This window comes from Paenibacillus sp. FSL H8-0282 (genome assembly GCF_037963825.1).
Taxonomy (GTDB): Bacteria; Bacillota; Bacilli; order Paenibacillales; family Paenibacillaceae; genus Paenibacillus_AQ; species Paenibacillus_AQ odorifer.
Map to the genome: position 1 here is coordinate 1,834,154 of NZ_CP150146.1, position 19,355 is coordinate 1,853,508.

Genomic DNA, 19,355 nt, shown 5'->3' on the forward strand with positions numbered 1-19,355 from the left:
CTATGAACGTCAGTCAGGAGGAATGGGATTGCACAATAATGTCCACAGACGTATACTCGGCGGACTGATTATTTTATGTTCAGTAGTAGCCGTGTTGGTCCTTAGGCTGGCGTGGATTCAACTGTTTATGAAGGAACAGACGGTCCCTGGAACGAAATATACACTTGCAAAGATGGCAGAAATTCAAAGCGAACGGGAGACGGTATTGGACTCTGGGCGGGGGCGTCTGTATGACCGAAAGAGTGAACCCCTTGCCGGGGAAACCATTTGGACGGCTGCGTTTTTTCCTCAAGAGGCGAAGGCTAGGAATACCGTGACGCAGGTCGTATACGAAGAAGCTGAGTCCATGCACCGGTTGGCAGCTATCCTTGGAGTGAGTTATGAGCAATTGCTAAACAAGCGCTCTTCCCTTAAAGAACCATTGCTTTGGCCATCCTCAGTGGGAAAAGGACCGCTCGCACTTACATCCGCACAAGCGGAAGAAGTGAGTGCATTGGGGATCGACGGCGTAGGCGTGCTTCCTTTTGCTCGCAGATATGATGGGAAAGCAACTGGTCGGCAGTGGCTTGGATATTTATCGGAAGCGGTACCAAACACTGGTGGGAAGGCTTCCCCATCGGGGCTGAGAATTCCGATGAAAGGAACGGACGGGTTAGAAAAGACCCTGGAGCCGTTGCTTCGAGGTGTAGGGCATACTGAGGCATATGCTCAGGTTGATGCGCGCGGGCAACGTGTCCCGGGCAGTCCCATTCAAGTACGAGCCCCGGGTAATCCGTATTATCCGCTGTCTTTATATACAACGATTGATAAAAAGCTTCAGGAACAAATAGAGGAGTTAGCTGTCAAAGCTGGAATGAAGGAAGGAGCCGTGGTGGTGTTAGACACCGGAACGGGAGATATTGAAGCCATGGTATCTTTACCTTTTTACGACCCAGAGAAGATATCCCCTGAAGGGGGAGAGTGGAATAACCGGGCGTTGCAGGCTGCCGTACCTGGGTCAATTTTCAAAATCGTCACAGCAGCAGCAGCACTAGAAGCCGGGGTCACCACAGCGGATGAGCTTTTCTATTGTTCAGGGCAATATGAGAAATATGGATTGTCTTGTCTAAAAGGAAAAGGACACGGTCCCCTCACGCTGGCGCAAGGGTTCGCCGTGTCCTGTAATACTGTATTTGCTGCGCTGGCAGAACGTTTGAGTGGGGCGCAGCTTCAAGCGACAGCACTCGCGCTGGGGCTCGGAAGAGATATTAGCTGGCAAGCGGAGAATACGCTTGGTTTTCCAGTTCTTAAGCCACTGTCCGGTGAGCAGAAGGGGACGATCTTTACTTCTTTGCTGCCGGATGATCCAGGCGCCAGAGTGCAGACGGCCATTGGGCAGCGAGATGTGCAAGTGACTCCACTTCAGGCAGCGAACCTGGTGGTGACGTTACTGCATGGCGGGGAAGTGAGAGCGCCAAGAATTCTCCAGCGTGTAACCTTTGCAAATGGGCAAAAGCTAGAGGATCTGCCGGGTCATCTTTCCCCTTCAACTGCCGGGAGGATCTCAGAATCTACAGCCCGCCAGCTGCTGTCCTGGATGCGTAAAGTAGTTACGGATGGAACCGGCACAAGTCTGCAGAGCACGAAATGGCCGGTTGCCGGGAAATCAGGTACGGCACAAACCCTTGTTAAGGGTATGCCGCGTAACAATCAATGGTTTATCGGCTATGGGCCGCTGGATCATCCCAGATATGCTGTGTCGGTAGCGGTGGAGAACGTCGCTCCGGACAGCTCACATCTAGCCGTTAAGCTGTTCGGTCAGATATTGGATTTATTATCATCGGTTCCCTCTGGAGCTTGAGGTTCAGGTGGTGGCGCAGAGCTGGTCTGATTGGAAGCTGGACCGTTAGCTGCAAAGGGTGAAACGATAAATTCCTCTTGCGGGAGATAGATCCAGCTCTGAAGATACCCTTGTTGAATCAGTTCTTTTATCAGAATAAGCAAAATCGGCGACAGAATCAGACCAGCCATACCGAAAGCAGATGTGGACAGAATGACGAACGACAGCATAAGGAAGGCTGAGGATACGCCAATTGAATTCCCGGTAATCTTCGGCTCAAGCAGCTGCCTAACAATTAGTACAATGGCAAGGAGGATAATTAATCCAATAGCCAGTGATGTATTGCCCACGATGAACAAATAGATGATCCAAGGGACTAAAATTGTCGTCACGCCAAGAAGCGGCAAAACATCAAATACCGCGCAGACTAATGCCATTGTGATTTCGTTGCCGGTTCGCAGAATAAATAAGCCGACTAGAACTATGGCAAATGTAATGCTGATCAGAATAAGTTGTGCTTTTAAATAGGAACCGATGGCTTTGAATACATTGCCTTGCAAAAAGGCGAAGGCGTTCTTAAAGGTTTTTGGCATTTTGTCATGAGCGATTTTACGCCAATCTTTGATTTCCATGCTAAGAAAAAATGCCAAAATAATGGCTATCCCGAAATTGGCCATGAAGGTGGAGAAGGAGCCTAGAATACCGGCCATGTATTTTAGAAAAGTAATCAGCCATCCTGTTAGAACATCCGTGGCATCTTTAAAGTACCCGTTGACCTTGTTCGTAATATCGGGTGGCAAGTTATCTATTTTTTGCTGCAGGTAGGTCGTGGTCTCCACAAAATGCTGCTGCACCACATATGTATATTTAGGGAGGTTCTCTTGGAAGTGAAGGGCCTGGATCGTAATCAGTAGACCGGCACCAAATAATGTACCTAACAGCACAATCAGAAAGAGCAACACTGAAATGGCGGAGGCAAAAGGTTTACCAAGACCACGGCGGTTCAAGAAGCGGGCCAAGGGTTCGATAAGCAAAAATACAAAAAAAGACAGGAATACAGGTGCAGCTAACTGATACAGCTTACTAAAGGAGAACATAATTAGATAAACCGTGAGGACAATTAATCCGATGTCAAAAAATGTGCGCCAATATTTTTTGTATAACGGCAGCATAGATATAAACAACTCCCTTTTTTTATAAGTGGATACGCCAGGTTGATTACATTGTACATGATTTTACTTTAAAAGCGTCTATTTCTTTGATACATGTGTTAAAATAGGGGGTAACGTTTTTTTATTCTACTTCACTTGGCCGTTTCACGGGTTCTGCTTGCAGACATTAGGCGAGCCAAAGTCAACTCTGGAAAAGCGGGGAATTAATATGCAGACTTTGCTGCTCTGGTTATTTTACATCTCATCATTTTATGCTTTTATCCCTGGTATGATCAGCCGGATTTTTGGTTACCGTGTCTTTCGTAAAGGAACTGGGCGAAATGAATTCGCACTGACCTTCGATGATGGACCTGATCCTCGATTTACACCATTACTGCTGGAATTACTGAAGAGGTATGATGCAAAAGCAACCTTTTTTGTAGTCGGCTCTAATGCTGAACGTTATCCTGATCTTATTCAGCGTATCCATGATGAGGGACATCTCATCGGAATTCATAATTATGTTCACAAGACGAACTGGCTCATGCGGCCAGCAACCGTCCGCCGGCAGATTCAACGCACGAATGATATTATCTATAATATTATTGGCGAACGCAGTACGTATTACCGTCCACCTTGGGGTATTGTCAATTTATTTGATATTTCCAAACGACGCCAAGTTGAAATTGTGCTTTGGTCGGCAATGTTTGGCGATTGGCGTGAGAAGCTCGGCGCCGAAAAACTCACTGAGAAGATGCTGGCCCGTCTAAATCCCGGGGAAGTGATGTTGTTGCATGATAGCGGCACAACGCTGGGTGCAGATGCGGATGCTCCAGGGAATATGCTTGTGGCTCTTGAGCAGACTCTGGAGGAAGCCCGTAAACGGGGACTACGCAGCATTCGGATTGATGAGATGATTAAGATGGCTGAGACGTCACCTATCCGGCGCTTATCTTTTGGTAAACGGGTGCTTGTAGGACTTTGGTTAGCTTGGGAACAGGTATTTCAAGCTCTTTTTCATCTCCAAACGATTACTCCGTCAGATCCTTTCCTGCATTATCGGATGCGGAAATATCAGGGCGAACCGGTTGAACTCGAGGGCGGAGAACTGCTGCGTAAAGGTGACAAAGTCATTGAGCTGCACATCGATAATAAACAGTTGTTCGAATTAGGGATTCATTCACGTTCTTCCGCTCAACTTGCGATTCGAATGATCCGCAGAATGGAAAAGGATCTGCCCATTCTTGCTGAGATCATTGCCAAAGATGTGGATCTTGCGGAAGCCAAAGCGCTTTATGGAGTCAGCATGATTAACCGGGGACCGGAGAAATTCGGCTTTACCGTACGTGATTTGCCGGATGGCTTATTCGCACGTTCCTCCAAATTTTACTTAAGGATCCTGTTAAGTGTGATTCATCCAGCAGGTGGGGCAAGGCTTAAAGAACGGAGCGAGGTCCTTGTGCCGAAGCTTATCCTGATGCCTGTCTCAGAGCTGCTCAAAAAGATGAACCAACAGCTGCCTCATCATCCGAAAACTGCAAAAAAACGCAAATCGCAACAGGAAGAATCGTTGTCACTTAATGATTCGGTTGCGGATGTAGAAATGCCAGGTGCGACAGTAACCAATTGATTCATGATCTTATTGATAAATATTTTACAGTGGACATGTAAAGAGATGTTCTACAATCCAGCGATGGGTTGTGGAACATTTTTTTATTGGGATAATTAAAAAAAGAGCAGCCCGCCATTAGAAATACTAAGGTGGGACTGCTCTTGCTTGTTTTAATATTCTTTTTTGCTAAAGGGATTAAATCTTCAGCACTGCGCCGTTACTTGCATTGGTTACCATTTTGGAGTAACGAGCCAGGTAACCAGTTTTAACTTTAGGTTCGAATTCTTTCCAACCCGTACGACGAACTGCTAATACTTCTTCTTCAACCAGCAATTCAATCTTCCGGTTGTTGAGATCCAGCTCAATGATGTCTCCATCCTCAACAAAAGCGATCGGACCGCCTTCAGCTGCTTCTGGAGAGATATGGCCGATACTGATTCCGCGGGAAGCCCCCGAGAAACGACCGTCTGTAATCAGACCGACCTTAGCACCTAGCCCCATACCCACGATTTGTGAAGTAGGCGCCAGCATTTCCGGCATTCCTGGTCCGCCCTTAGGACCTTCATAGCGGATAACGACTACATGGCCTTCTTTAACTTTACCGTTCGCGATACCTTCCAGTGCAGCTTCTTGGGAATCAAAGCAGATCGCAGGACCTTTATGATATCCACCTACTGAAGCATCAACTGCACCAACCTTGATGATAGAACCCTCTGGAGCCAAGTTTCCGTAAAGTACGGCAAGACCGCCTCTTTCGGAGTAAGGGTTGTCGATAGTATGAATTACGGAAGTATCTTGGATCTCGTGTCCGATTACGTTCTCAGCTAATGTTTTGCCGGTAACGGTCATACATTCCCCGAACAGAGCACCTGGTTTCTTCAGCAGTTCATTCAATACAGCACTAACGCCGCCCGCACGGTCCACATCTTCGATAAAGATATCAGAAGCTGGAGCCAGCTTAGCCAGATAGGGAACACGGTTTGCAACTTCGTTAATGCGTTCAAGCGGATAATCGATACCTGCTTCTTGAGCTAATGCAAGGGTGTGCAGCACTGTGTTAGTAGAACCACCCATTGCCATATCCAGTGCAAATGCGTTATCAAGGGATTCTTTAGTTACGATATCTCTTGGTTTAAGATCCAGCTTAATCAATTCCATCAGTTGTGTTGCGGATCTGCGAACAAATTCTCTACGCTCATCAGCAACAGCCAAAATTGTACCGTTACCTGGCAATGCCAGTCCAAGTGCTTCTGCAAGGCAGTTCATGGAGTTGGCAGTGAACATTCCGGAACAAGATCCACAGGTTGGACAACCGAATTGTTCTAATTCAAGCAACTCTGCATCGTTGATTTTGCCGACTTGGTGAGCACCAACGCCTTCAAATACCGAGGTCAGAGAGAGCTTGTTACCTTTACTATCTACGCCGGCTTTCATTGGGCCGCCGCTTACGAACATGGTTGGGATGTTAACACGCAGTGCGCCCATCATCATGCCCGGTGTAATTTTATCACAGTTAGGGATGCAGACCATGCCATCGAACCAATGCGCGGAAACTACAGTTTCCAAGGCGTCAGCGATGATCTCGCGGCTTGGCAGTGAATAACGCATGCCGATATGTCCCATAGCAATTCCGTCATCTACGCCGATCGTATTGAATTCAAAAGGAACGCCACCAGCTTCGCGAATCGCTTCCTTAACGATTTTACCGAACTCTTGCAAATGCACATGCCCTGGAACAATATCAATATAGGAATTGCAGACCGCAATAAACGGCTTTCCGAAATCTTCTTCTTTTACTCCGGCTGCTCTCAGGAGACTACGGTGTGGAGCACGGTCAAAGCCTTTTTTAATCATGTCTGAACGCATTTTCTTGGCTGCCATAATGACATTCCCCCCTAAATGAATTTCAATCAAATATAGTGTCGCATTAACGCAATGAACTCCAAAGACCTGCGTATATACGGTTTATAGAAAGAACGGGGACCTGCTTCCTCAATAAGAAAAGCGATGCCGTTTCTATAAAAAAAGCCGCTGTTTTGGTATAAACAGTTACCGCCTAAAATGAACGGAGAAGTCATTGTTATTAGTGAGTCTATCACAAAGAGCACGTTTTTTCTACCGGACAATGTGAAGTTTGTCGATTGACGCAAAGCGTGGGAAGTGGAGGAAAAGCTCATTTTCGAAAGGAAAGTGCTTTATTTGGAAAATGGAACAGGGTTCGGATGTATCTATTTACCACTCTAGACAACTTTAGGAGAGCTGAGTATGATGGGAGTTATTATTTTATGGGAGGTGCTGGAAAATCGGGATTTGTCTATTATTATCGCCGCGGTGGATCGTTTTACGGGGATGAAAAGCTAAGGAGGGAAAGGGAATGTCACAGCGTACAACTTTTTTAAATCCAATTGTAGCAAGCTCAGGAGACCCATGGGTATTCAAACATACCGATGGCTATTATTACTTTATGGCCACAAAAGCTAAATGTCTGGAGCTGACGAGATCTAGAACCTTGACCGGCCTTGCGGAGGGCGACAAGAAAGTGATCTGGTCTCCCGAACCGGGGGGCAGCTACAGTTACAATCTGTGGGCGCCGGAAATTCATCATTTGGACAACAGATGGTACATTTACTACACTGCGAATGACGGAGGAGGCGACGATTCACGGCGGATTTGTGTGCTGGAGAATGAAGCAGCGAACCCGCTGGAAGGACAGTGGGTATGGAGAGGGGCTTTGCAGACACCTGTCCCAGGGTTGGATGGAACAGTAATGTCTTTGCGGGATCAGCTGTATTTTCTGTATGCGGGATATGGTCATTTTCCTGATTATGGGTCGGCTATTTACATTATGCGAATGAGTAATCCTTGGACCTTGGAAGGGGAGCATCACCTGCTTACCGCTCCAACTCTGTCATGGGAGAAGCAAGGTGGCATGGCGATTAACGAAGGTCCGGTAATTTTGCAGCGACACAATCGTATTTTCATGGTTTATTCGGCAAGTACGACTTGGTCTGAGGATTATGCACTAGGGATGCTCACCATGAACGAAGCGGCAGATCCTTTGCAACCGCTGTCATGGGAAAAATCAATGTCGCCTGTATTTTGCAAAAGTGTAGAGAACGGGATTTTTGCCACGGGGCACAATAGCTTCACACATTCTCCTGATGGCAAGGAAGATTGGATAGTCTATCATGCGCTTCCTTCCGCTGGAGCGGATGTGTCTTTGCGCGCGACCCGTATCCAGAAATTTGGGTGGAAGGTGGATGGGACACCAGATTTTGGGGTTCCTTGTAGGGATACGCTTGCTCAGACCGTACCGTCGGGAGAATAAGAATAAAACAGAAAATCAAGACTGAAAAGGCCGTTTATTACAGAAAAACTGTAATGAATGGCCTTTTCATGTAATGCAGATATTTTTATTCGCTGTCGATAATAATTGACGAAAAACGCCTGTTTTATAAGGGGTTTTCGCCAAAATACAGGATGGTTAGTACGCTTTTTTAATAGGTTTGTAGTTGGTATAGCCATATATTTGTTTGAGAAAAGTTCATAAGATTACAAAAATATTGTATGAAAGCGTTGACATATGAATTTTGGATGCTTATAATTCGATCTGAGATACAGAAAAACTGTATTAATCAAGGGGAGTTATCTACAGGTCAAAAAGGAGCGTGGTTCCAAGCTTTGGATTTGCTTAAGGCGTTGTGGCAAATATTTTATAGTGGGAGGTTAAGTATGAAGAACAATGCAAAGCGTTATTTTAGTCTTTTATTTGTGTTAATACTGATCATTTCGACTGTAACAGCATGTAGTGGCAACAGTGCAAACAATGGGGCTGATAAGGGTGTCTCCAACAACAAAGAGAACGAGAGCACAGCCAAAGACCCGGTTGAGTTTACAGATATCAGCGCAGACATACGCGGCAATACAGCCCCAACGCAAGAGCAAATCGACGAAGTTAATCATTCCTTGAATGATACATACCTCGGCGACGTCTTCGATGAAGTCATTCCAAATGATTACTCAGCTTATCCTGTTAAAGGTGATGTGGTTCTGGATGTATGGATGCCTGCGAATTCCAATATTCCGGATATGAACAATCATGCTGTCCAGAAGCAGGTGGAGCAATTAACGGGAATCAAAGTAAACTTCATCACGCCGCCAATCGGCCAGGAAGCGGATGCCTTCACGCTGATGATCTCCTCCGGTGAACTGCCTGACATTATCATTGAGCCGGGACGTTATCCGGGAGGTTTTGAAGCGGGCGTAAATGACGGTGCTTATATCGATCTGACAGATCTGATGGAGAAAAATGCTCCGAACTATACGAAGTGGCGCAATTCGGATGAATCAAGAAGAAAAACCACGGTCACGGATGACGGCAAGCTGCTCGGCTTCTATGGCATCGCCCCATATTCAGAGTGGACTTGGTTTGGAACATTGATTAAGCAGGAAGCGCTGGACAAAACAGGGCTTGAAGTTCCAAATACGATTGATGAATGGCATACCTTCCTGACAAAAGCAAAGGAAGTCGGATACAAAGCACCACTTAATTACGGCTCTACTTACGGCCAGATTTTTACCGGCATCATAAATGGCGCATATGGAGTATGGGATTGGACGTTCCTTGATGAGAATGGCAAAGTGGCCTGGGGGCCAGCACAGCCGAAAGCTAAGGAATATTTGACCACCATGCAGCAATGGAACAAAGAAGGATTATTGAACCCGGACTGGGCAACGGCAGACTTTAACCAGAGAATGGCGAGCGCCATTTCGGGAGATACCGCGATGATGATGGACTCTCCGGATACGATGTGGAGTTATTGGAAAGAGCAGAGCGGTATCGACTTTGTGGGCGCACTGAACCCGGTTCTGAACAAAGGAGATAAGTCCGCAACCACGTACAAAAATTTCAAAAGAGCGGGGATCGAAGCTGCAATCACCACGCAAAGCAAAAATGTAGAAGCGGCAATGGCTTGGCTTGATTTTAATTACAGTAAAAAGGGCTGGGAATTGATTAACTTTGGTGAATATGGCACGGTCCACCTGATTGATGAGACGGGAATGCCTTATTATCCAGAGAACAGTTATATCTTTAAAGACCCTGAAGGTCAGCCCGTATCGACAACCTTATGGAAATACCGGATGCACAACTGGCCGGATATCCGGGATGAGCATCATTCCAACCCGCTGATCGCTGCCAAAGGAAGTTACTCGGGAGACATTCGCAAGAATTGGACAGAAAATATGGATACTAGTATGGCTATGCCACCTATTTCCTTTACCAAAGATGAAGCTTCGCGGGAAGCCGAGCTTGGAAACCAGCTGTCGACACTGCGCGGAGAGTATTTTGCAAAAATCATAATGGGAGACCTGCCGGTAGATGCCTATGATAAATTTTTGAAAGAAGCTCAGAGTATGGGACTGGAAGAGTTTTTGAGTATCCATCAGGCAGCCTTAGATCGATATAACAAACGATAGGTGGTTGTTTTATGGAAATATTACGAAAAAACAGAGCGATAAAGCCCATTCCTCAGGACGCCAAACCTAAAAATACCAAGTTAGTGATTAAGAAGGATTTGAAAAAGAACTGGTTTGTCTATCTGTTGGCTGTCCCTGTTGTAGCGTGGTTCCTGATTTTCTGCTACGGGCCGATGTGGGGGGTTATGATCGCCTTCAAGGATTTTAAACCCCTGCTGGGGTTTGGCCAGAGCGAGTGGGTAGGGTTTAAGCACTTTATTGATTTTTTCCAAGGGCCTTATTTCTGGCGGGTCGTTAAAAACACCCTTCTCCTCAATGTTTGGGGGATTGCCTTTGGATTTACAGCTCCGATTATTCTGTCCTTGATGCTGAACGAAATCCGTGGGGTTAAGTTTAAAAAAGTGGTCCAAACGATCACCTATATGCCGCACTTTATTTCCCTGGTGGTGGTATGCGGGATCATTCATATCTTTGCCGCAGATGAAGGGATTATCACGCAAATCCTGCAATTTATTACCGGAAAAGAGTACTCTTCACTGCTCGGCTACTCTGCGTTCTTCCGGCCGATTTATACCTTCTCCGGCATTTGGCAGAGCATCGGCTGGGATAGCATCATCTACCTTGCGGCGATGAGTTCCATCGATACTTCATTATATGAAGCTGCTGAAATTGACGGAGTGGGACGGATTAAAAAAATGTGGCATATTACGCTGCCGCAGATCAGCCCAGTTATCATCATTCTGTTTATTTTTGCCATCGGCGGGTTGATGTCGTCCGGGTACGAGAAGATTATCCTGCTGTACAATCCTCTGATCTATGATACGGCGGATGTTATTGCCTCTTACGTGTATCGTCGCGGTTTAAGAGAAGCCAGTCTTAGTTATTCCACGGCTGTGGGCTTGGTCAGCTCAATCGTTAACTTCGGACTGCTCTGGATGACCAATACAATAGCCAAACGCAGGTCCGAGGTCAGCTTATGGTAAGAAAGAGGGACAGCTATGAAAGATAATTTGCAGCGTAAAGCGAAAAAAAGACGAAAACATAAATCCATCGGTGACAGAGTATTTGACGGCACACTTTATACTCTGCTGACCGCATTAACCTTGGTGTGTTTTTATCCGATCCTGCACATCCTGTTTGCCTCCGTCAGCGACCCCGGCATGTTGATTGCTCATAAAGGCATTTTGCTGAAACCGCTGGGATTCACTTTGGATGGCTATAAGCTGGTATTTAAAGATAACAGTCTGATCAACGGCTATAAAAACACGATTATATATGTAGGATTAGGCACATTAGTCAACATGATCATGACCATTCTGGGAGCTTATGTATTATCCAGACGAGGATTGTATTTCAAAAACTTCATCATGATCCTGATTACAATCACCATGTTTTTTGGCGGCGGGTTGATTCCTTGGTTCTTATTAATGAAGGATATTGGTCTGTACAATAATTTGTGGGCCATGATTTTGCCAAGTGCTTTAAGCACATGGAACATTATTATCCTACGAACTAGCTTTCAAGCCATTCCGCAGGAATTGGAAGAAGCGGCTACCATAGACGGGGCAAGTCAGGCCCATATTTTAACGAATGTGATTCTTCCGCTGTCCAAAGCTACGCTGGCCGTAATCTTTTTATACTATTTAGTGGGGAACTGGAACTCATGGTTTAATGCGATGGTGTTGTTGAAGGACAGACAGCTGTTCCCACTGCAGCTATTAATGAAGGAAATATTAGTAGCTAATGATGCAACCGCAACCTCGATCGGCAGTGCAGGCGGGGTAGTCATCGATAGTGCCCAGAGCCAGACGGCTTTCCGCGAGCTGGTTAAGTATTGTGCGATCGTCGTTTCTACGCTTCCTATATTAATGGTATATCCTTTCTTGCAAAAATATTTTGTTAAAGGTGTTTACGTAGGTTCGATTAAAGGATAGCGGGCAAAAAAACAAGTTCATCTTATATAGAAATTATTTAATAGGAGTGAAGTACACCATGTTGACAGAAGCAAGCAGCACATCCGTTCCACGTCCAGAATATCCAAGACCCCAATTTGCCCGTAAGGATTGGCTTAGCCTAAATGGAGAATGGGATTTTACGTTTGATGATGAAGATGTCGGTGAGGAAGAACAATGGTATCGGACGGACACAAAGGGTTTATTTTCACGGGTTATTCAAGTGCCCTTTGCGTTTCAGAGCAAGCTGAGCGGGATTGAAGATCCTTCATTTCATGATGTTGTGTGGTATAGAAGAACTTTTGAAGTTCCTGAGGGTTGGAATGGGAAGCGGATTGTCCTCCATTTCGGCGCCGTTGATTATTTGGCAAAAGTCTGGGTGAATGGTCAGCTGGTGGCCGTGCATGAAGGCGGACATACACCATTTCAGGTCGATATCACTCCTTCGCTGCTCAAAGGAAGGAATACCATCATACTGCGCGCAGAGGATTTCAGCCGTGATGTCACCTTGCCGCGTGGCAAGCAATATTGGCTGGAGCAGTCTGCTGCCATCTTTTATACCCGCACAACCGGAATCTGGCAGAGTGTCTGGCTTGAACCGCTGTCTGCAGTGCATCTGAGTAAAACCATGATGACACCAGATATTGACCGCAATGAAATCCGGCTTCGGACCTTTCTGCAAGGATTTAAGTCTGCTGATCCGCTCAAGCTGCGCATAACGGTATCGTATGACAGTGAAGTAATTGCGGAAGATCAATATATGGTCATGAATGGTGAGCAGCTGCGCACTATCGGCTTGGGTGATTTTGCGGATCATGGTCTTGGACGTTTATGGAGCCCTGAGCATCCGAATTTGTATGATATTCAATTTCAATTGCTTCGGAATGAGGAAGTAATTGACGAAGTGGCGAGTTATTTCGGCATGCGCAAGGTGTCGATTGAAAATGGCAAGCTATGCTTGAATAACCGCCCATATTTCCAGAGACTGGTGCTTGATCAGGGATACTTCCCTGACGGGATACTAACCGCACCTACAGACGAAGAGCTGAAACGTGATGCCCAGCTGACGAAAGAAATGGGCTTTAACGGGGTAAGAAAACATCAGAAGACAGAAGATCCCCGGTTCCTGTATTGGTGTGATAAGCTCGGCCTGCTGGTATGGAGTGAGGCAGCCAATGCTTACGAATATTCCGAGGAGTATGTCCGCCGTTTCACGAAGGAATGGCAGGAGATCATCGAGCGCGACTATAACCATCCTTGTATCGTGACCTGGGTTCCGCTTAATGAGAGCTGGGGTGTTCCCAATGTCCAGATTGATACACGTCAGCAGCAGCACGGATTGGCTATGTATCATTTAACGAAATCCTTGGATGAGATGAGACCTGTTGTGTATAACGATGGGTGGGAGCATATGACTACAGATTTGGTGACTATTCATGACTATGAGAGCCATCAGGCAGTGCTGGAGGAGAGATATGCCACGGCAGAATCTTCTGTAAATGCGATGCCGGCCAACCGCAAAATATTTGTCGGTGGAGCTTCGTATCAAGGCCAGCCGATTCTCGTATCCGAGTTTGGTGGAATTGCCTTCAAGAAAAGTGAGTGGGAGGGCTGGGGTTATTCTGGGGCAGAGAATGAAGAGGATTTCCTGATGAAGCTCAAGGCTGTGGTTGACCCGATGTTCACTTCCCCGGTGATCCAAGGGTATTGCTATACCCAGCTGACGGATGTCGAGCAGGAAATCAACGGACTGCTCACCTATGATAGACAGCCCAAAGCTCCGCTTGAAGCGATCCGCAACATTATGATGCATATCCAATAAATAACATTTACTAAAAGGAGTTACACCATGACACAACAAGCAACGCTTCCGCGTCCTGAATATCCCCGCCCTGACTTTATTCGACCAGAGTGGATCAATCTGAACGGCCAGTGGCAATTCGAAATTGATCATGGCAAAAGTGGGAAGGAACGCGGATACCCTGTTAACGAACATAATCTCTCAGGGACAATTACTGTGCCCTTCTGTCCGGAAAGCAAGCTGTCCGGTGTAGAATATAAAGATTTTATGGCTGCTGTATGGTATAAAAGGGAGTTTACCGTGCCGGAGAGCTGGACAAATGGCAGAGTTATCCTTCATTTTGGCGCCGTTGATTATATGGCGGAGGTCTGGGTGAACGGCGTATCCGTAGGTACGCATCGCGGAGGATATACTCCGTTTAGCTTTGATATTACTTCTAATCTTTTAGCGGGCAGTAATGTGATTACTGTCTATGCTGAAGACGACGTTCGATCGGGACGACAGCCACGGGGCAAGCAGAGTGAACAGTTCCATTCGCACGGCTGTGATTATACACGCACTACAGGAATCTGGCAGACGGTATGGCTTGAGCAAGTCCCTGAAACCTATCTGTCTAATCTGAAAGTTGTCGCTGATCCCGACAATGGCTGTGTGCACCTCGAAATGAAGGTACAAGGGAACGCAGCGGGGGACACGCTTAGGGCCACTGCTCTTTATGGCGGCAAACCCGTTGGGGACAGCAGTGTGATCGTTTCCGGACCCTCTATAAAACTTACGATTCCACTATCAGAGATTCACTTGTGGGAAGTTGGAAACGCCAGATTGTATGACCTGAAGTTGTCCTTGCATAGTCAGGGACGGGAGAGTGACGTGGTCCATTCTTATTTTGGACTCCGCACGGTACGACTGGATGGGATGGCATTCCGGATCAATGGGAAATCCGTATTTCAGCGGTTAGTTCTGGATCAAGGTTTTTATCCGGAGGGAATCTATACCGCTCCTACTGATGAAGATCTGCGCAGAGACATCGAAATCTCAATAGGGCTTGGCTTCAATGGCGCGAGGCTTCACGAGAAGATCTTTGAACCGCGTTATCTTTATTGGGCTGACCAATTAGGTTATCTTGTCTGGGGAGAGCATGCCAATTGGGGGCTGAATATTACTGGAGCGGATAGCCTGACTCACTTCCTGCCGGAATGGCTCGAAGGTATGCAGCGTGATTTCAATCATCCCGCGCTGATCGGCTGGTGCCCTTTTAATGAGACCTGGGACCGGGACGGTGCGAAACAGCATAACCCCGTGCTCCAGATTGTTTACGACGTAACAAAACGTATGGATCCAACACGTCCAGTAATTGATACAAGCGGCAACTTCCATGTGGCTACAGATATCTTCGATCTTCATGACTATGACCAGAATCCGCAGACGTTCCGGGACAGATATGAACCGATGAAAAGTGGCGGAGAAGTATTCAATACCTTCCCGGATCGCCAAACGTATGAAGGTCAACCTTACTTCATCAGCGAGTATGGCGGAATTTGGTGGAACCCGCAGCAGAAAGATGAAAAATCATGGGGGTATGGGGACAGACCGACCTCAGAGCAAATGTTTATCGAACGCTACGAGGGGTTGACGAATGTTCTATTGGATCATCCGCTGATGTTTGGATTCTGCTATACCCAGCTGTACGATGTGGAGCAGGAAGTCAATGGACTGTACACTTATGACAGACAGCCGAAGTTCGACCCCGAGCGAATCCGCGGCATCAATGCGCGTAAGGCTGCAATTGAAGATTAGAGGCGCTACGTAACTATTCATTCGAAAGGAATGTGATAGATTATGAAAGTGAATTTCCGGCAAAAATGTCTGGTCGCCTTAAGTGTTCTTCTTATTCTTCCAATGGGGAAGGTGACCCTAGCTGTCTCTGATCATAATGACTTTTACAACGTGGTTATGCAGGACGGGGCGGACCCATGGGTGTATAAACATACAGATGGCTTCTATTATTTCACCAAAACAACAGGTGGCAATGTTACCCTCTGGAAGTCAGCCCAGTTGACCACTATTGATGCAGCGCCTACTAAAGTTGTCAACACGGGCGGTAGCGGCATCTGGGCGCCTGAGCTACATTATATAAACGGAGCTTGGTATATCTACTATGCGATGGACGACGGAGATAACGTAAACCACCGCATGCATGTAATGGAGAACACAGCGGCAGACCCGATGCAGGGAACTTGGCAGTACAAAGGCCAGATCACAGATTCAAGCAATAAGTGGGCTATAGACGGTACTGTGCTGCAAGTGAACGGCGAGCTGTATTTTATCTGGTCCGGCTGGGAGGGGAATGTTAATGTGCGGCAGAATCTCTATATCGCGCATATGAGTAATCCCTGGACCATTGATTCCGAACGCGTAGAGATTTCAAGACCAACGTATAGCTGGGAAACGAATCATTCCCCAAATGTGAATGAAGGACCACAGGTGATTATAAATGGAGAAGTCATTAGTTTGGTCTACTCGGCAAGCGGAAGCTGGACTAATGATTATTGTCTGGGACTGATCACCGCAGACATCTCCAGTGATCTGTTGAATCCGGCATCATGGAATAAACGCAATCAGCCTATCTTTTCCTCAGGCAATGGACTTTATGGACCTGGACACCATTCGTTTACAAAGTCTCCTGACGGCCAAGAGGATTGGATCATGTACCATGTCGCCAAATACAATAACGCTGGCTGGAACCGCGAGGTGCGGATGCAGAAATTCAGCTGGAATGCTGATCATACACCTAATCTGGGTATTCCCGTTGACCCTAATCTTCCGATAACTTTGCCTTCAGGTGAAACCATGCATACCCGCTACGAAGCGGAAAAAGGGACATTTGGCGGCGATGCCTATGCCTCTTCGAGTCCCAAGGGCTCGGCTGGACTTAAGGCGGGTCATATTGATACGCCGGACAGTTACGTGGAATTTTCGGTTGATGCGGCAGCCGCAGGCGAGTATATTCTTTTGGCTCGAACGGCGAATGGAACGTCTGGCGGGAATTGGTCGAATTTTCAGCTTAGTGTCAATGCAGGACCTGCCAGCCCATTCTATATCACCAATAAAGGGTGGGAGAATTGGGGGCTGTCCACAGCCCGGGTTCAACTGAAGGCAGGCATGAACAAGCTTCGTTTTACCAAAGGCGAAGGTTACGGAGAAATTGATTTCATTGATATTAAGCCATTGTGAATCGAACAAACCTAAGAGACATATGAAATGGCTTCCGGTTTTCCGGAGGTCATTTCTAGGTGAAAGGGCTTGTAGGTGTAATTGTTTTTCATCTCATTAAGAAGTAAGATTAGGATAATTATTAGGATACAAGGAGAGCTGATTTGTGCTGGAACTTAGCTTAAACGACCCGGAAAAATTAGTCACAGTAACGCATGCTTTATCAACTCGTTCTAGGGTTGATATTCTTCGGCTCTTAAACTCCAAAAACTTAAATATTATTGAAATCGCTGAGAGGCTGAAGCTTCCAGTGTCGACGGTAGCAAGCAATATTAAAGTATTAGAAGCAGCAGAGTTAATTCATACAGAATTGCTTCCGGCTTCACGCGGGGCAATGAAAGTTTGCAGCCGGAATTATGATGATCTTCATATTGCCTTGAATTTGAAAGAACCGATGTCAAAGGGATTAACTCATGTCTATGAAGTAGAGATGCCGATCGGCCATTATAGCGACTGTGAGGTATCTCCTACTTGCGGAATGGCTAATAGCGAGGGTCTTATTATCAAAGAAGATGAACCGTCGAGCTTTTATCACCCTAAACATGTCAACGCTCAGCTGATCTGGCTCCGCAAAGGATTTCTGGAATATTTGCTGCCTATGGATATCCCCTCCGGAGCACAAATTGAATCGCTGGAATTATCCATGGAGATCTGTTCGGAAGCTCCGAATTATGACCAGAACTGGCCTTCGAACATCTCTGTATGGGTGAATGGATCGGAGATCGGCATGTGGACCAGTCCCGGTGATTTCGGTGACCGGCGGGGCAAGCTGAATCCGAACTGGTGGTGGGATGGATCTACACAATACGGGTTTCTCAAGACCTGGCGTGTTGACCATGAAAAGACGACACTTGATATGGAGAAGGTGTCGAATGTTTCCTTAAATGATCTTCTGATTAACCGGAGCCCCAAATTGCGGCTGCGCATTGGAATCAACCCTGATGCAGTTCATCAAGGCGGACTTAACCTGTTCGGGCGCCAGTTTGGCGATTATGAACAACATATTATGATGAAGGTAAAATATACCATGGATCAGGATGAAGTAGAACTTTAGCTTAGGAGATGAACAAAGCAAGGCGGTTCCTCGGAAACGAATCTTCGTATCCAAGGAACCGCCTTGCTTTGTTTGTTCTGGATGTAAAGCTAGAGTGTGCGCCGTAGGGCGGCACGCTGAAGGGTGATCATCCAGTCAACGGACGGCTCAACCAGCGGGTGAAAGAGCCGTTTAACGGACGGCTGAGCCAGCAATACGGTGAATAATACGGCGGTGAGCAGCAGGACTACTGCCCCAGCAGCATTGCCAATATAGGTGTAAATCCCGGAAACGGCAGCCAGACGAACGATAAAACCATGAAGCAGGAAAACATACAACGTGCGGCGCCCCCAGTCGGTCATGCGGCTCGTTCCGTAAGGTACGAGGCCGAGGAAAGCGAGTGAAGCGACAATTTGTAGTCCGTACAGTCCCAGACGGTATACGCCTGCATACCATACATTGGCATCAAGCTGCATATAGGTCATGCTGCCATATAACCAGCCAAAGGGAAATCCTGCCCCCCATGCGGCCATGACGGCAAGGAGTAGAATGGAGGCGGCTGCTGCAAAGATTTTGATATATTTTTGATAGAGCTTGACGAAGGTTTCGAAGGAGAAATGATAGCCGATAATGAAAAAAGGCAAATATACAAAGGTACGGCTGATGCTAAACCATACACCGTCCAGCTGGAGATATCCGACAGCCACCCCCGCTGTTACAGCGAAGAGGAGCTTAGCGGTTATGGACCATCTGCTCATACCGAGCATCAGGAGGCGCCAGCAGGCATGACTGGCCAGAAACCATAGGAGCAGATAGGGTGCGAAAATGGAATGCTGGATGTTGCTTACATGAAAGAGGGAAACGTCGAGTGCGGAATATAAGCTTTGAAAAATGAGGTATTGCAATCCAATTTGCAGCAGCATTTTGCGGCCGGTAGTTCCGGCAAGGCTTTTTCTGGCGAAATAGCCGGTCACCAGTACGAACAGCGGCATGTGAAAGCTGAAAATCCACATATATAATCCGTGTATTCCGCTCATTTTGTTAATCAGAGGTTCAATTGCATTACCGGCAAAAACAGTGATAATAAGCATAAAACGCAGGTTGAGAAAAAAGGTTTCTCCGCGCGTTTCCAGCGAGTTTTCCCCTACCATGATTTAGCCTCCAAATTATGCTGTATGCAAATTAATTTAATTTTAAAATACTAGATTTTCTTTGATTTAATTGTGAATTAAGTCA

The 19,355-nt window shown here is 46.6% G+C and carries 13 protein-coding genes; 10 read left to right on the forward strand and 3 right to left on the reverse strand.

The window, feature by feature from the left end; all coding sequences use genetic code 11:
- Positions 1–22: 22 nt before the first annotated feature.
- A complete protein-coding gene (locus NST94_RS07920; protein WP_076192870.1) occupies positions 23–1,840 on the forward strand; it encodes a penicillin-binding protein 2 in 1,818 nt (605 codons plus the stop codon).
- On the opposite strand, the gene NST94_RS07925 is transcribed toward NST94_RS07920, so the two are convergent.
- Positions 1,798–2,991 (reverse strand): AI-2E family transporter, encoded by a 1,194-nt coding sequence (locus NST94_RS07925; RefSeq protein ID WP_076184708.1) that lies wholly within the window; start codon positions 2,989–2,991, stop codon positions 1,798–1,800. The genes NST94_RS07920 and NST94_RS07925 overlap by 43 nt on opposite strands.
- A 208-nt stretch (positions 2,992–3,199) precedes the next feature.
- Between NST94_RS07925 and NST94_RS07930 the strand changes: the two genes are divergently transcribed.
- Positions 3,200–4,600 carry a polysaccharide deacetylase family protein gene (locus tag NST94_RS07930; RefSeq protein WP_076192865.1) on the forward strand — a complete coding sequence of 467 codons (1,401 nt, stop codon included), beginning with the start codon at positions 3,200–3,202 and terminating at the stop codon, positions 4,598–4,600.
- 177 nt (positions 4,601–4,777) lie between these two features.
- On the opposite strand, the gene ilvD is transcribed toward NST94_RS07930, so the two are convergent.
- Positions 4,778–6,463: a dihydroxy-acid dehydratase gene (gene ilvD, locus NST94_RS07935; RefSeq protein ID WP_036680967.1), complete on the reverse strand. Its 1,686-nt coding sequence runs from the start codon at positions 6,461–6,463 to the stop codon at positions 4,778–4,780.
- A gap of 493 nt (positions 6,464–6,956) precedes the next feature.
- Between ilvD and NST94_RS07940 the strand changes: the two genes are divergently transcribed.
- The 8 genes from NST94_RS07940 to NST94_RS07975 all read left to right on the forward strand — a co-directional run bounded on the left by NST94_RS07940 (position 6,957) and on the right by NST94_RS07975 (position 18,140).
- The gene (locus NST94_RS07940; protein ID WP_076279756.1) at positions 6,957–7,910 is read left to right on the forward strand and encodes a glycoside hydrolase family 43 protein; all 954 of its coding nucleotides are present in this window, start codon (positions 6,957–6,959) and stop codon (positions 7,908–7,910) included.
- Between the two features lie 404 nt (positions 7,911–8,314).
- The gene (locus tag NST94_RS07945) at positions 8,315–10,060 is read left to right on the forward strand and encodes an extracellular solute-binding protein (RefSeq protein ID WP_076126335.1); all 1,746 of its coding nucleotides are present in this window, start codon (positions 8,315–8,317) and stop codon (positions 10,058–10,060) included.
- An 11-nt stretch (positions 10,061–10,071) separates the two neighbouring features.
- Positions 10,072–11,043, forward strand: coding sequence for an ABC transporter permease subunit (locus NST94_RS07950; RefSeq protein WP_076141368.1), 972 nt, complete (start codon positions 10,072–10,074; stop codon positions 11,041–11,043).
- A gap of 15 nt (positions 11,044–11,058) precedes the next feature.
- Positions 11,059–11,994: a carbohydrate ABC transporter permease gene (locus tag NST94_RS07955; protein ID WP_076126337.1), complete on the forward strand. Its 936-nt coding sequence runs from the start codon at positions 11,059–11,061 to the stop codon at positions 11,992–11,994.
- Positions 11,995–12,052: 58 nt separating this feature from the next.
- Positions 12,053–13,834 (forward strand): glycoside hydrolase family 2, encoded by a 1,782-nt coding sequence (locus tag NST94_RS07960; RefSeq protein ID WP_076279754.1) that lies wholly within the window; start codon positions 12,053–12,055, stop codon positions 13,832–13,834.
- 27 nt (positions 13,835–13,861) lie between these two features.
- Entirely contained in the window at positions 13,862–15,610 is a 1,749-nt protein-coding gene (locus NST94_RS07965) for a sugar-binding domain-containing protein (protein ID WP_076308700.1), read from the forward strand.
- Between the two features lie 42 nt (positions 15,611–15,652).
- On the forward strand, positions 15,653–17,047 hold the full coding sequence (locus NST94_RS07970; protein WP_339281856.1) for a family 43 glycosylhydrolase: 1,395 nt from the start codon (positions 15,653–15,655) through the stop codon (positions 17,045–17,047).
- 145 nt (positions 17,048–17,192) lie between these two features.
- Complete coding sequence (locus NST94_RS07975; RefSeq protein WP_076126345.1) at positions 17,193–18,140, forward strand: ArsR family transcriptional regulator; 948 nt, start codon at positions 17,193–17,195, stop codon at positions 18,138–18,140.
- 89 nt (positions 18,141–18,229) lie between these two features.
- Here NST94_RS07975 and NST94_RS07980 read toward each other — a convergent pair whose 3' ends face one another.
- Entirely contained in the window at positions 18,230–19,270 is a 1,041-nt protein-coding gene (locus tag NST94_RS07980) for a fucose 4-O-acetylase (protein WP_339281857.1), read from the reverse strand.
- Positions 19,271–19,355: the final 85 nt, after the last annotated feature.